The 14,422-nt window shown below is 58.6% G+C and carries 7 protein-coding genes; 5 read left to right on the top strand and 2 right to left on the bottom strand.

The features are described 5' to 3' along the window. Nucleotide 1: 1 nt before the first annotated feature. The gene (gene waaF / locus QN399_RS03820) at nucleotides 2–1,036 is read right to left on the bottom strand and encodes a lipopolysaccharide heptosyltransferase II (protein ID WP_322177526.1); all 1,035 of its coding nucleotides are present in this window, start codon (nucleotides 1,034–1,036) and stop codon (nucleotides 2–4) included. A 156-nt stretch (nucleotides 1,037–1,192) separates the two neighbouring features. Further along, entirely contained in the window at nucleotides 1,193–4,138 is a 2,946-nt protein-coding gene (gene glnE / locus QN399_RS03815; protein ID WP_330200580.1) for a bifunctional [glutamate--ammonia ligase]-adenylyl-L-tyrosine phosphorylase/[glutamate--ammonia-ligase] adenylyltransferase, read from the bottom strand. A gap of 382 nt (nucleotides 4,139–4,520) precedes the next feature. Between glnE and aceE the strand changes: the two genes are divergently transcribed. The 5 genes from aceE (at nucleotide 4,521) to msrA (ending at nucleotide 14,404) form a co-directional block, all read left to right on the top strand. Continuing rightward, entirely contained in the window at nucleotides 4,521–7,166 is a 2,646-nt protein-coding gene (gene aceE / locus QN399_RS03810) for a pyruvate dehydrogenase (acetyl-transferring), homodimeric type (RefSeq protein ID WP_322177524.1), read from the top strand. A 154-nt stretch (nucleotides 7,167–7,320) separates the two neighbouring features. Beyond that, entirely contained in the window at nucleotides 7,321–8,961 is a 1,641-nt protein-coding gene (aceF, locus tag QN399_RS03805) for a dihydrolipoyllysine-residue acetyltransferase (protein ID WP_330200579.1), read from the top strand. A 239-nt stretch (nucleotides 8,962–9,200) separates the two neighbouring features. Further along, entirely contained in the window at nucleotides 9,201–10,637 is a 1,437-nt protein-coding gene (locus QN399_RS03800; protein WP_330200578.1) for an alkaline phosphatase D family protein, read from the top strand. A gap of 270 nt (nucleotides 10,638–10,907) precedes the next feature. Further along, nucleotides 10,908–13,601 carry an EAL domain-containing protein gene (locus QN399_RS03795; RefSeq protein WP_330200577.1) on the top strand — a complete coding sequence of 898 codons (2,694 nt, stop codon included), beginning with the start codon at nucleotides 10,908–10,910 and terminating at the stop codon, nucleotides 13,599–13,601. Between the two features lie 155 nt (nucleotides 13,602–13,756). After that, on the top strand, nucleotides 13,757–14,404 hold the full coding sequence (msrA, locus tag QN399_RS03790; protein ID WP_322277932.1) for a peptide-methionine (S)-S-oxide reductase MsrA: 648 nt from the start codon (nucleotides 13,757–13,759) through the stop codon (nucleotides 14,402–14,404). Nucleotides 14,405–14,422 lie beyond the last annotated feature (18 nt).

The raw sequence follows: 14,422 nt of genomic DNA, 5'->3' as shown, positions 1-14,422 counted from the left end.
CTCAGATAACCTCGACCGGTGTGCCGCCCAGACGCTCCAGCGCCTCGACCACAGGTGTTGGCTCCAGCTGACGCATGCAGTTGTAATGACCAAAGCGACAGGTACGGTCGAAACACGGGCTGCATTCGATGCCCAACCGGACGATTTCGACCTTGTCGGCCAACGGTGGGGTGAAGCCCGGAGATGTCGAGCCGTACACCGCCACCAGCGGGCGATTGAGCGCCGCGGCGACGTGCATCAAGCCCGAGTCATTGGACACCACTGCGTCAGCGCAGGACATCAGGTCAATCGCTTCGGCCAGCGACGTGTCGCCGCTGAGGTTGACGGCCTCTTCGCGCAAGCCGGGGATCAATCGATCACGAATGCTCTCGCCCACCGCATGATCATTTTTCGAACCAAACAACCAGACCTGCCAGCCTTGGCGAATTCGGGTTTCAGCGACCTTGGCGTAATGTTCAGCGGGCCAGCGCTTGGACTCGCCGAACTCGGCGCCAGGACACAGCGCCAGCACCGGGCGATCAAGGGTCAAACCGAACTTGCTCAGCGCGGCATCGCGGGTGGCGGCATCGATTCGCAGGCTCGGCCGTGGATACGGCTGAGGCAGCTCGACGCCCGCGTCATAGGCCAATGCCATGAAACGTTCGATCATCAGCGGGTAACGCTGCTTGTCCAAGGTGCGCACATCGTTGAGCAGGCCGTAACGGAACTCGCCACGCCAGCCGGTGCGTTTCGGAATGCCCGCAAAAAACGGCACCAGCGCCGACTTCAGCGAGTTGGGTAACAGAATCGCCTGGTCATACTGGCCAGCCAGCGACTTGCCTATCCTGCGGCGGGTTGCCAGTTCGAGCGCGCCGTGGCCGAGCGGAAAGCTCAAGGCCTTGCGCACTTCGGGCATGCGCTCAAGAATCGGCCGGCTCCACTCAGGGGCCAACACATCGATTTCGCACTCGGGATGACGCTGTTTCAGGCACTGGAACAGCGTTTGCGCCATCACCATGTCACCGACCCAGCTTGGCCCAACGATTAGAATTCTCATGCTTAATCCAAAAACCACCAGAAACGAGCAGGGAGGCTTATCAAATTGCGCGACCTTGCCACACAACCTGACGCCTCCCTGTCATAGCGTTATAAATCCTGCGCAACACGACGGTTAAGGCCGCGAGCGCTCGCCGGATGCCATTGATTCACACCCTTAACTCAAACCTAACTCAGACCAGATCCGTAGCACTTCGCGCCGTTGGGCGTGAAATTGATCGCCGCCGATCACCCCGGCCTCTTTCTGCAAAGCCTGCCGGTGAGCCGCTGCACGATAGGCCTTATAAGCCTCGCGTAACAGGTGGGCATCTGTGTCGGGAACCAACCCGGCCTGTTCCAGACCTTCCAGAATACGGATGTTATCGGTATAACGCAGCAGTGCCGGATGCTCCCAGGACCACGCCAAGGCGGCGTATTGCACCATAAATTCGATATCGACGATACCACCGGCGTCCTGCTTGAGATCGAACGGCGCCGTGGCTTCGAAGGCATTCGCGGCCGTTCCGGCGGCCGTCGACTTGCTGCCCAGATTGTCCCGCATCTTGGCGCGCATCTCGCTCACTTCCAGTCGCAGCGCAGGCAAATCACGCTTGCGACCCAGCACCGAGGCCCGTACTTTTTCGAAAGCGGCACCTACCTCTTGGCTGCCCACCAACACCCGCGCACGCACCAGCGCCTGATGCTCCCAGGTCCAGGCTTCGTTTTCCTGATAGCGGCTGAAGGCGCCCAATGAACTGACCAGCAGCCCCGACGCGCCAGACGGACGCAGGCGCATATCGACCTCGTACAACTGACCGGAGTTGGTCTGGGTGGTCAGCAAATGGATGATCCGCTGGCCCAGTCGGGTGAAAAACTGCGCGCCATCTATAGGCTTGGCACCGTCGGTTTCAGCCTGCGGATCGCCGTCATGAATGAACACCAAGTCCAGGTCCGAACCGTGACCGAGCTCGATCCCCCCGACTTTGCCGTACCCGACAATGATGAAACCGGGATCGCACAGGGTGCCATCCGGGCGCGACGGCGTGCCGTGCCTGGCGACCGTGTGGCGCCAGGCCAAGGCCAACACCTGCTCCAGAATCGCTTCAGCCAGCCAGGTCAGGTAATCGCTGACTTTCATCAGGGGCAAGCTGCCGGTTATTTCCGAGGCCGCCACACGCAGCCGGTGGGCCAGCTTGAAGTGTCGCAGGGCCTCCATCTGTTGTTCGAGGTCATCTTCGGGAATCCGGGTCAACCGCTCGCGCAGTTCCGCTGCCAGTTCCGGGGCCAACGGCGGGCTGAACAGACGGCCTTCGTTGAGCAATTCATCGAGCAACAGCGGGAAGCGTGCGATTTGCTCGGCGATCCACGGGCTGGCCGCACACAGCGTCAGTAAACGACGCAGGGCATTGGGGTTTTCCGTGAGGAGCACCAGATAGGCGGACCGTCGGGCGACCGCTTCGACCAGTGGTAACACGCGTTCCAATACCAAGTCGGGATTTTCATGCTCCACCGTCTGCGCCATCAGCCGTGGAATAAAGGCGTCCAGACGTTCGCGACTCAGGCGCTGCATGGAGCGTAGTTGCGGACTGCCGCGCAGGCCTGACAATTGTCTCAGCGCCTTGGCGGCATCGGTAAATCCGCCTTCCTGCAACTGGCGGCAGGCGGCGTCTTCGTCCTGGGATTCTTCCCACAGTGGCAACCATTCACCGCCGACCACCATTTGGCTTTCTTCACCCTGCTCTTCATCGGGATCAGCGATCACTTGGCGGAAATGCCAATCCACGCGACCACGCCAGTGCATCAACCGTTCGTGGAAACTCGTCCAGTCGGCAAAGCCCAGCATGAAGGCGATGCGCGCCTGATCTTCCGGGCTGTCCGGGAGCATCTGGGTCTGGCGATCGGCGATGGCCTGGATCGCGTGCTCGGTGTATCGCAAAAACTCATAGGCATCGCGCAGCTCACTAATCACCGCAGGCGGCAGATACCCCTGACCTTCCAGGGTGCTCAGCACTTTAAGCAGTGGGCGTTGTTGTAGGCTCAGGTCTCGACCGCCGTGAATCAACTGGAACGCCTGGGCGATGAACTCCACTTCGCGAATTCCGCCTGCGCCAAGCTTTATGTTCTCGGCCATGCCTTTGCGCCGGACTTCCTGCTGAATCAGCTGCTTCATGGTGCGCAGCGCTTCAATCGCAGAGAAGTCCAGATAACGCCGGTAGACGAACGGCCGCAGCATGTCGAGCAACTGCGCGCCAGCGACTTGATCGCCGCCCACCACCCGCGCCTTGATCATCGCGTAGCGTTCCCAGTCACGACCCTGATCCTGGTAATACTGCTCCAGCGCGTTAAAACTGAGCACCAGCGCACCAGACGAGCCATAAGGCCGCAAGCGCATATCCACGCGGAACACGAAACCATCGACGGTGATCGGGTCCAGCGCCTTGATCAGCCGTTGCCCCAGGCGAATGAAGAATTCCTGATTGTCCAGAGGGCGCTTGACCCCTTGGGTTTCGCCACCTTCGGGGTAACCGAAGATCAGATCGATGTCCGACGACAAGTTGAGTTCGACCGCCCCCAGTTTGCCCATCCCAAGGATGACCATCTGCTGCGGCTCACCGCTGCGACGCCCGGTCGGCACACCGAACTGCTGACAATGGCGCTGATACAGCCATTGATAGGCCAGATCGATGCAGGCGTCGGCCATGTCCGACAGGTCGCGGCAGGTTTCAACCAGATCGGCCTGACGGGTCAGATCACGCCAGACGATGCGCACCTGATGTCGGGTGCGCTGGCGGCGCAGATGGCGGCCCAACTCATCCTCGGTGCTGGCGAGTTGCACGGCGGCGTCAAGCTGCTCGCGCATCTCGCCCACGGCAAAACTGCGCTCCAACTGGCCGGACGCGGCAAGGTCGAGGAGCATTTGCGGGTCGCGACACACCTGATCGGCGACAAAGTCACTGGCCGCGCACACGCGTTCGAAAGCGGCGCGGCGCGCATCGGGCCACGTATCAAGCGTGACAAGGATATCGTCGGAAAGGGAGGCCACGGCGGTGCCCCACGACTGATGCGCACGCGTGACAAACGGCTGCAGGATGGCTGGCAGATCGGCCAGCAAAGGGAGGCTCATGGTCTATCCTTTATCGGCGTACGGAGGGCCGGTTGTCGTGACAACAAGAAATACGTAGTGAGGCGGATCGTCGAACAAAGGTTATAAATAGCTGAAAAATCATATTTCTTGGCAGCCAACATCAAGTCTTTCCCCGTCCGAGTTCACGTTACACCTACATTAACGATTTATCTCACAACACAACAGGAGCCCATAAGTCGCTCTTCTGTAGTTTTACTACTGAGGCACCTACTCGAAAGGCTGAAATGGCCGACGATTTGTAGTAAAACTACACAACGCCGGTACAACCCCCGGTAATCCAAGAATTTATGTCGTCTGCCCACAAGGCCAGTCGCAAACTCAGGCAACCGATTCTGGAAGCCTTTCCGCCCTGGAGCAAGCCATGCAAGACCTCGATCCCGTCGAAACCCAGGAATGGCTGGACGCCCTGGAATCGGTTCTCGACAAAGAAGGCGAAGACCGTGCTCACTATTTGATGACCCGTATGGGCGAGCTGGCCACCAGAAGTGGCTCACAGCTGCCTTACGCCATCACCACGCCCTACCGCAACACGATCCCCGTTACCCACGAAGCACGCATGCCTGGCGACCTGTTCATGGAACGCCGCATTCGCTCGCTGGTGCGTTGGAACGCGTTGGCAATGGTTGTCAAAACCAACCTGCATGACCCTGACCTGGGCGGTCACATCTCCAGCTTCGCCTCCAGCGCGACGCTGTATGACATTGGTTTCAACTACTTCTTCCAGGCCCCGACCGACGAACATGGCGGCGACCTGATCTACTTCCAGGGTCACGCTTCGCCGGGCGTTTACGCACGGGCGTTCATGGAAGGCCGGATCACCGAAGACCAAATGAACAACTTCCGTCAGGAAGTCGACGGCAAAGGCCTGTCGTCTTATCCACACCCGTGGCTGATGAAAGATTTCTGGCAGTTCCCGACTGTATCCATGGGCCTTGGCCCGATCCAGGCGATCTACCAGGCACGCTTCATGAAGTACCTGGAACACCGTGGCTACATCCCTGAAGGCAAGCAGAAAGTCTGGTGCTTCCTGGGCGATGGCGAGACCGACGAGCCGGAATCCCTGGGTGCAATCTCCCTGGCCGGTCGTGAAAACCTCGACAACCTGATCTTCGTCGTTAACTGCAACCTGCAACGTCTCGACGGCCCGGTTCGCGGTAACGGCAAGATCATCCAGGAACTCGAAGGTGTGTTCCGTGGCGCTCAATGGAACGTGACCAAAGTGGTCTGGGGCCGTTTCTGGGACCCACTGCTGGCCAAAGACGTCGACGGCATCCTGCAACGCCGGATGGACGAAGTGGTCGACGGCGAGTATCAGAACTACAAAGCCAAAGACGGCGCGTTCGTGCGTGAACACTTCTTCAACTCGCCCGAACTCAAGGCGATGGTTGCTGATCTGTCCGACGATGAAATCTGGAAACTCAACCGTGGCGGCCACGACCCGTACAAGGTCTACGCGGCGTACCACGAAGCCGTTAACCACAAGGGTCAACCGACCGTGGTTCTGGCCAAGACCATCAAGGGTTACGGCACCGGTGCGGGTGAAGCGAAGAACACCGCGCACAACACCAAGAAAGTCGACGTCGACAGCCTGAAAAGCTTCCGTGACCGCTTCGACATTCCAATCAAAGATGACCAACTGGAAACCCTGCCGTTCTTCAAGCCCGAAGAAGGCAGCGCCGAAGCCCGCTACTTGAGCGAGCGCCGTGCCGCACTGGGCGGTTTCGTGCCACAGCGTCGCGCCAAGAGCTTCAATCTGCCGACTCCGCCACTGGAAACCCTCAAGGCTATCCTCGACGGTTCCGGCGATCGCGAAATCTCCACCACCATGGCCTTCGTGCGGATTCTGTCGCAACTGATCAAGGACAAAGAGATCGGCCAGCGCATCGTGCCGATCATTCCCGACGAAGCCCGTACCTTCGGTATGGAAGGCATGTTCCGCCAGTTGGGCATCTACTCGGCCGTCGGCCAGCTCTACGAGCCAGTCGATAAAGAACAAGTGATGTTCTACCGCGAGGACAAGAAAGGTCAGATCCTCGAGGAAGGTATCAACGAAGCAGGCGCCATGTCCTCCTTCATCGCTGCCGGTACGTCCTACAGCACTCACAACCAACCGATGATCCCGTTCTACATCTTCTATTCGATGTTCGGGTTCCAACGTATCGGCGACCTGGCCTGGGCCGCTGGCGACAGCCGCACCCGGGGTTTCCTGGTCGGCGGCACGGCCGGTCGGACCACGCTCAACGGCGAAGGTTTGCAGCACGAAGACGGTCACAGCCACATCCTGGCCTCGACCATTCCGAACTGCCGCACGTTCGACCCGACCTACGGCTATGAGTTGGCGGTGATCATCCGCGAAGGCATGCGCCTGATGTTCGAAGAGCAGCAGGACGTTTTCTACTACCTCACCGTGATGAACGAATCCTACGTGCAACCGGCCATGCCGGCTGGCGTCGAGGAAGGCATCATCAAGGGTATGTACCTGCTCGAAGAAGACACCAAGGAAGCGGCGCACCACGTCCAGCTTATGGGGTCGGGCACTATCCTGCGTGAAGTGCGTGAAGCGGCGAAGATCCTGCGCGAGCAGTTCAACGTCGGCGCGGATGTCTGGAGCGTTACCAGCTTCAACGAACTGCGTCGCGATGGCCTGGCCGTAGAGCGCAGCAACCGCCTGCACCCGGGTCAGAAGCCTGCATTGAGCTACGTGGAAGAATGCCTCAGTGGCCGTAAAGGTCCGGTGATCGCTTCGACCGACTACATGAAACTGTTCGCTGACCAGATTCGTCAGTGGGTACCGACCAAGGAATACAAAGTCCTGGGCACTGATGGTTTCGGCCGCAGTGACAGCCGCAAGAAGCTGCGTCACTTCTTTGAAGTCGATCGTAACTTCGTGGTCCTGGCAGCTCTGGAAGCCTTGGCTGATCGCGGCGATATCGAACCCAAGGTGGTGGCTGAAGCCATCGTCAAGTTCGGCATCGACCCTGAGAAACGCAACCCACTGGACTGTTAAGAGTCTGTTTTCAGATCGCACACAGCGCTGATGAGGTGCGCGAAGCAGCAGAGGGTGCGGAATTTACATCGGTAAATGAGCACCCAACGCTGTTTTCGTCTCAACTGAAACCAGTGCAGTCGAGAGTGAACAGGTTCTCCGAAGGAGAGAGATTGTGAGTGAGCTAATTCGAGTACCCGACATCGGCAACGGTGAAGGTGAAGTCATTGAGTTGATGGTCAAGGTCGGCGATCGTATCGAAGCCGATCAGAGCATCCTGACGCTGGAGTCGGACAAGGCAAGCATGGAAATCCCTGCGCCTAAAGCCGGTGTCATCAAAAGCATGAAAGTGAAGCTCGGCGACCGCCTGAAAGAAGGCGACGAGTTGTTCGAACTGGAAGTCGAAGGCGACGCGGCTGCTCCTGCACAAGCGGCTCCCGCTGCGACCGCACCTGCCGCTGCCACGCCAGAAAAAGCGGCGCCTGCCGCCGCCCAGGCACCGGTTGCTGCACCCGCTGCCGCGGCCAGCGAAACGGTCCAGGACATCCATGTTCCGGACATCGGTTCGTCGGGCAAAGCCAAGATCATCGAATTGATGGTCAAGGTCGGGGACACCATCGTCGCTGATCAATCGCTGATCACGCTCGAATCCGACAAAGCCAGCATGGAAATTCCTTCGCCCGCTGCTGGCGTGGTCGAAAGCATCAGCGTCAAGCTGGACCAGGAAGTCGGCACCGGCGACCTGATCCTGAAATTGAAAGTGGCGGGCGCTGCAGCTCCAGCCGCAGCACCGGCTCAGGCGGCTGCACCAGCTCCAACCGAAGCGGCCGTACCGGCAGCAGCGTCGGCACCAAAAGCCGAAGCCGCTGCTCCAGCCGCCGTGGCACCCGCGAAAGACGGCGCCAAGGTTCACGCAGGCCCGGCAGTTCGCCAACTGGCCCGTGAATTCGGGGTAGAACTGAGTGCGGTTGGCTCAACCGGCCCACACGGTCGCGTGCTCAAAGAAGACGTGCAGGTTTACGTCAAAGCCATGATGCAGAAGGCCAAGGAAGCACCGGCCGGCGGCGCTACCGGGGGCGCGGGTATCCCGCCGATCCCGGAAGTCGATTTCAGCCGTTATGGCGAAACCGAAGAAGTGCCGATGACTCGCCTGATGCAACTCGGCGCGTCAAGCCTGCACCGCAGCTGGCTGAACATTCCGCACGTGACTCAGTTCGACCAGGCCGACATCACCGAACTGGAAGCTTTCCGCATCGCTCAGAAAGCCGTCGCAGAGAAGGCTGGCGTCAAGCTGACCGTCCTGCCACTGCTGCTCAAGGCCGCGGCGCATTTGCTCAAGGAACTGCCGGACTTCAACAGCTCGTTGGCGCCAAGCGGTAAAGCGATCATCCGCAAGAAGTACGTGAACATCGGCTTCGCCGTGGACACACCGGAAGGTCTGCTGGTCCCGGTCATCAAGAACGTCGATCAGAAGAGCCTCCTGCAACTGGCCGCTGAAGCTGCCGCTCTGGCAGAAAAAGCGCGCGCCAAAAAGCTCTCCGCCGATGACATGCAAGGCGCCTGCTTCACGATCTCCAGCCTCGGCCACATTGGCGGCACCGGCTTCACGCCGATCGTCAACGCACCGGAAGTGGCGATCCTTGGCGTGTCCAAGGCCACTATCCAGCCAGTCTGGGACGGTAAAGCCTTCCAGCCGAAACTGATGCTGCCACTCTCACTGTCCTATGATCACCGCGTGATCAACGGCGCTGCAGCTGCGCGCTTCACCAAGCGCTTAAGCGAACTGCTCGGGGATATCCGCACGATGCTCCTGTAGAAAAGCCGGCAGGCCCGTTTCCGCAGGCCTGCCGAGCACTGTTTTCCGAGCTGCCACGCTCGTACCTCAACCCCGCCACCTTGGCGGGGCTTTTTTTGCCCGCCAAACCGCTTTTCCTACAGGACACATCGTCAGCAGCCGCACACGCTATAGCCCTTCATGAAGCGATTTTTTTCCTGTCCGCCCTAAAATCAATGAGGCACTACACACCCCCCAATTTGATTTGAACGGATTCAATCATGGAAATACTCAAGCCCACTATCGGCCCTGTCGTTGGCCACACCACCTCGCAACAATGTCGGATATTTCTTCGCAGCAAAAAAAGCGAGTCGCAAACCCCTCATTTCAGCGTTGTACGTTACCGAGTCAGTCACAATCCTGACTGGTCGGAACCTGTGTTCAACCAACTGATGCCTTACAACGACATGACGGCGGTCATGATCCTCGATGGCCTCGATGACAACACGGTCTATGACTATCAAGCAGGCTGGTTCAGCGCTGAAACAACCCTGGACAATGTCGCCCTGCAATGCAGCGGCAAACTGAAGTGGCCCAGCAGCACCTATGCCTTCAAAACGGCCACCCGCAATCCAAAAGCCGAGCGCAACTTCATCGTCGGCTCCTGCCGTTATATCCATACTTTGAGGGGCAGCGGTGGAATGGGCCTATGGCCGGATCTGGGCGACCAAATGTTCAAAGTGATGTTCGACAAAGTCACCCGAAAGAAAATGCCCATTGATGCCATGTTCATGGTGGGTGATCAGATCTATGCCGACGACCTCAACCTGATCAACCCGGCAGCGGCGTTGGAAGATTTCCTCGGCCGCTACCGGGTCGCGTTCAGCCAGGAGGGTATCGGCAAAATGATGAACAACGTACCCACCTACATGATCCTTGACGACCATGAGATCGAGGACAACTGGCCCGCCAAGGCCACCCCTCAGGACATAGAAACGCTCTACCCTGCAGCCATCGAGGCGTACAGCATCTACCAGTGCAGCCACAGTCCCCTGTATGACGCGAGGAAGAGCGGAGACATTTCCGGCGCGGTCATCCCGGAGAAGTTCTGGTACACCGTCACCAACGGCGTATCAGACTGGTTTGTCATGGACGTCCGAACCGAGCGCAAATTGCACACCACACCACCCGAAATGATTGGCACGGTGCAAATGGCCGCCCTGCTCGACACGTTGAAAACCAGTGAGGCGCGGGTCAAGTTCGTGGTTACGCCGGTCATGTTTTACCCGGACCTCCAGTCAGACCATGGCGACAGCTGGAAGTCGTTCCCGGAACAACGCAACCAGATCCTCGACTACATTCGCTTCAATAAAATCCAGAACGTCGTATTCGTTTCAGGCGACGTTCATTGTTCGCTGATCAGCAAACTGACCCATTCGGCCGAACCCGACTTTAGCGTGCACACCATCGTGTCTTCGCCGCTGTACAAAATCCCGCTGTTGGCGACGTATGCTTACTCCTATGAATCGGACTTCATACTGGATGGGCCGGTGAGCATCGTGAACGACGGTGCTTACAACAGCCAACTCATCAGCAACGTTCACAGCGAAGACAACTTCGCCTATGTGAGCGCGAATGAAAAAGAAGTTCAGGTGGAATTCTTTGGCAAAAATGGCCAAACCCTGGAAAAACAGCCGGTCGTCATTACGTTGGACTAACAGACTGCGTCTATCCTCTTTGCAGGCCAGCTCGTACCCATAATCCTGCGCAGAGCTTGTGGGTAAGGGCTTGCACGCGAAGCCCCAAGCCAGGCACACCCCGAAAGTCCCGAGAAATACTGCAGATCAATACGCCAATCGGTACGATTTATAGCACTAAGCCACTGCCCTCCCTTGTCAGCCCGAGCTGCATGATGCAACCTTGGCGCACGCGACAAAAAAGAGGGCGCAAGCCCGGGCGCGATCAGCATTCTGGAAGCGAGTTTCTTAATGAAAAGCCAACCCGATGCCGTCGGTCGAACCGCGGTCGAGGTAGTCACGCAATTACCTGTGCCCTCGCGGCTCGGTATGTTGCGTTTCGAACGGCTGAATGAAGCTAGCTGGGCGCTGCTGTACCTCGATCCCAATTGCGAAAAGCAATTTGGCCTGCCCGCGGTAGACCTTTGCTCCCTCATTGGCTCGCCTTATGCCAGCCTGATGGAGCCCGAAGCGCGCTATCAGATGCATGACGACGTCCAGCTGCAATTGGCCAATAGTCCGTTCTATCTGATCCGCTATACGCTGCACACTGCCGTTGGCCCGATCAGCCTGCTGGAGATGGGTGAGGGCTTTAAGCAGCATAACCGCCACCTGCTACGCGGCTATATAATCGTGGTCGAAGGCCTGCTCGGTGACAGCGGCCCTGCGTCAGACCCGGATCTGGAAAGCCAGAACAACCGCCTGCAAATTGCCCTTGAGCTCAACCAGCGTGCCCAGCATGAGCAATTGCTGCATCTGGAGCGTGTTCGCGCTCAGCAAAGCCTGATCCTGCGCCTGGCCCGTCATCGCTACAGCAGCCAAAACTCAGTGCAGGAAGCGGCCCAACTGATCACCCAAAGCGCCTGCGAAATCTACGACATTGCCTGCGCCAGTATCTGGAACCTCAACGACCAGCGCCTGGAGCCGATTGCCGCATTCAATCGCGACACTGGCGACTGCCTGCTACCGCAACCCATCGACGCCAGCCTGTTCCCGAGCTACCTGGATGCCCTGCACACCGGCCGCGCCATTGATGCCAATGACGTATCACTAGACCCGCGCACCCGCGAGATGGCAGAAAGCCTGAAGCCTCGGGACATCAATGCGATGCTCGATGCCAGTATCCGTGTCGATGGCCATGTCGTCGGTGTGCTGTGCCTGGAACAGACCGGCACCCCGCGCGCCTGGCAGGCCGATGAAATAACCTTTGCCGGCGAGTTGGCCGATCAATTCGCGCAGGTTCTCAACAACCACAACCGACGCACCGCCACCAGCGCCTTGCATTTGTTCCAGCGCGCCGTGGAACAAAGCGCCAACGCCTTCTTGCTGGTCAATTGCGACGGGGTGGTTGAATACGTCAACCCGAGCTTCACCGCGATCACCCAATACACCACCGAAGAGGTCCACGGCCACCGGCTGTCAGATCTGACAGCGCTGGAAAACCTCAACGAACTGCTGCTCGATGCCAACTCCAGCCTCGCCAAAAGCAACAGCTGGCAAGGCGAGTTCAAGAGCCGTCGCAAAAATCTGGAACCCTATTGGGGTCAGCTTTCGATCTCCAAGGTGTATGGCGACAATCGTGAGTTGACTCATTACATCGGCATCTACGAAGACATCACCCAGACCAAGCTCGCACAACAGCGCATCGAACGCCTGGCCTACACCGACAACCTCACCAGCCTGGGCAACCGGCCAGCGTTCATTCGCAACCTTGATGAGCGCTTTGCCCGTGACAGCGACACGCCCATCAGCCTGTTGCTGGTGGACATCGACAACTTCAAACGCATCAACGACAGCCTTGGCCATCAGACTGGCGACAAACTGCTGATCAGCCTTGCCCGGCGCCTGCGGAACAGCCTGAGCCCCAGCAGCAGTCTGGCGCGATTTGCCAGTAACGAGTTTGCCGTGCTGTTGGATGACACCGACCTCGACGCCGGCCAGCAGATCGCCATCCAGGTACTCAAGACCCTGGATAAACCGATGTTCGTCGACAACCAGTTGATCAGCGTCACCGGCTCCGTGGGCCTCGCCTGCGCGCCACTGCACGGCCGCGATCCGCAAACCCTGATGAAGAACGCCGGCTTGGCTCTGCACAAAGCCAAGGCCAACGGCAAACATCAGGTGCAAGTGTTCACAGAGGCCCTCAACGCCGAGGCCAGCTATAAGCTGTTCGTCGAGAACAATCTGCGACGCGCCTTGACCCAAAACGAGCTGGAAGTGTTCTACCAACCCAAACTGTGCCTGCGCAGCGGAAGGTTGCTGGGGATGGAAGCGCTGTTGCGCTGGAATCACCCGGAAAAAGGCATGATTCGCCCGGACCAGTTCATCAGCGTTGCAGAAGAAACCGGCCTGATCATCCCCATTGGTAAATGGGTCGCGCGTGAAGCGTGCCGCATGAGCAAACAACTGACCGCCGCCGGGCTGGGGCTCTTGCACGTTGCGATCAACCTGTCACCCAAGCAGTTTTCCGACCCGGACCTGGTGTCTTCGATTGCCAGCATCCTCAAGGAAGAACGTCTGCCAGCCCCCTTGCTGGAGCTTGAACTCACCGAAGGTTTGCTGCTGGAAGCGACCGAGGACACCCGACAACAACTCGATTCCCTGAAAAGTCTCGGGCTGACCCTGGCCATGGATGACTTCGGCACCGGTTACTCTTCCCTCAGCTACCTGAAAAAATTCCCGATTGACGTCATCAAGATCGATCGCAGCTTCATCCGCGACATTCCGGATAATCAGGACGACATGGAAATCACCTCAGCGGTGATCGCCATGGCCCACAACCTTAAACTCACGGTCGTGGCCGAAGGTGTCGAAACCGCCGAACAACTGGCGTTCCTGCGTCGCCATCGATGCGACGTCGGTCAAGGCTATCTGTTTGACCGGCCGATTCCAGGGCTGGAGCTGATCGACAAGCTCCGACGTTACCCTCGCGGCCCTCTGGTCTGACATCAGCGCGCCTCTCCCTACGCGTGTCCCGCCCCTTCCCTCGACCCTGAACAGTCGGGCAAACTGTCGGTCTATCGTCACTCACCCTCTATTAATCAGAAGCCCTGACTGACAATGCTTATCCGTTGTCTCGATCTACTCAGAGGATATGGCTCATGGTTTTGCGCTCGGAGATACTCGTGAACAAAAATGAACTGCCTACCGCCTCGCAGGCACTGCCAGGCCGTGAAACGCACATGACCGTGCCGGAAAAGCATTTCGTCAACGGCAACCCGTTGCTCGGCCCGTTTCCTGGCACCGTGGATTTTGCGATTTTTGGGATGGGCTGTTTCTGGGGTGCTGAACGCCGTCTATGGCAGCAACCGGGCGTGTACAGCACGGCAGTCGGTTACGCCGGAGGCATGACGCCCAACCCGACCTACGAAGAAGTCTGCTCGGGCCTGACCGGCCACAGCGAAGTCGTTCTGGTAGTCTACGACACCGAACACACCACCTATGACGCGCTGTTGAAAGTGTTCTGGGAAGCGCACAACCCGACTCAGGGCATGCGCCAGGGCGGCGACATCGGCACGCAATATCGCTCGGTTATCTATTGCACCAACGAAGCCCAACTCAAAGCGGCCCAAGCGAGCAAGGAAGCATTCCAGGCCGAACTGAACAAAGCTGGCCTGGGCCAGATCACAACTGAAATCGAAGAAGCACCGACCTTCTACTACGCTGAGGCGTACCACCAGCAATACCTGGCGAAGAACCCGGCTGGGTATTGTGGACTGGGCGGGACGGGGGTTTGTTTGCCGGCTTGAGTCAAGTGTCTAGCTAAC

Source organism: Pseudomonas sp. 10C3, from assembly GCF_036346185.1.
In the GTDB taxonomy this organism is placed as follows: domain Bacteria; phylum Pseudomonadota; class Gammaproteobacteria; order Pseudomonadales; family Pseudomonadaceae; genus Aquipseudomonas.
Note: the sequence above shows the minus strand (reverse complement) of the source record. Positions and strands in the feature narration are given on the sequence as shown.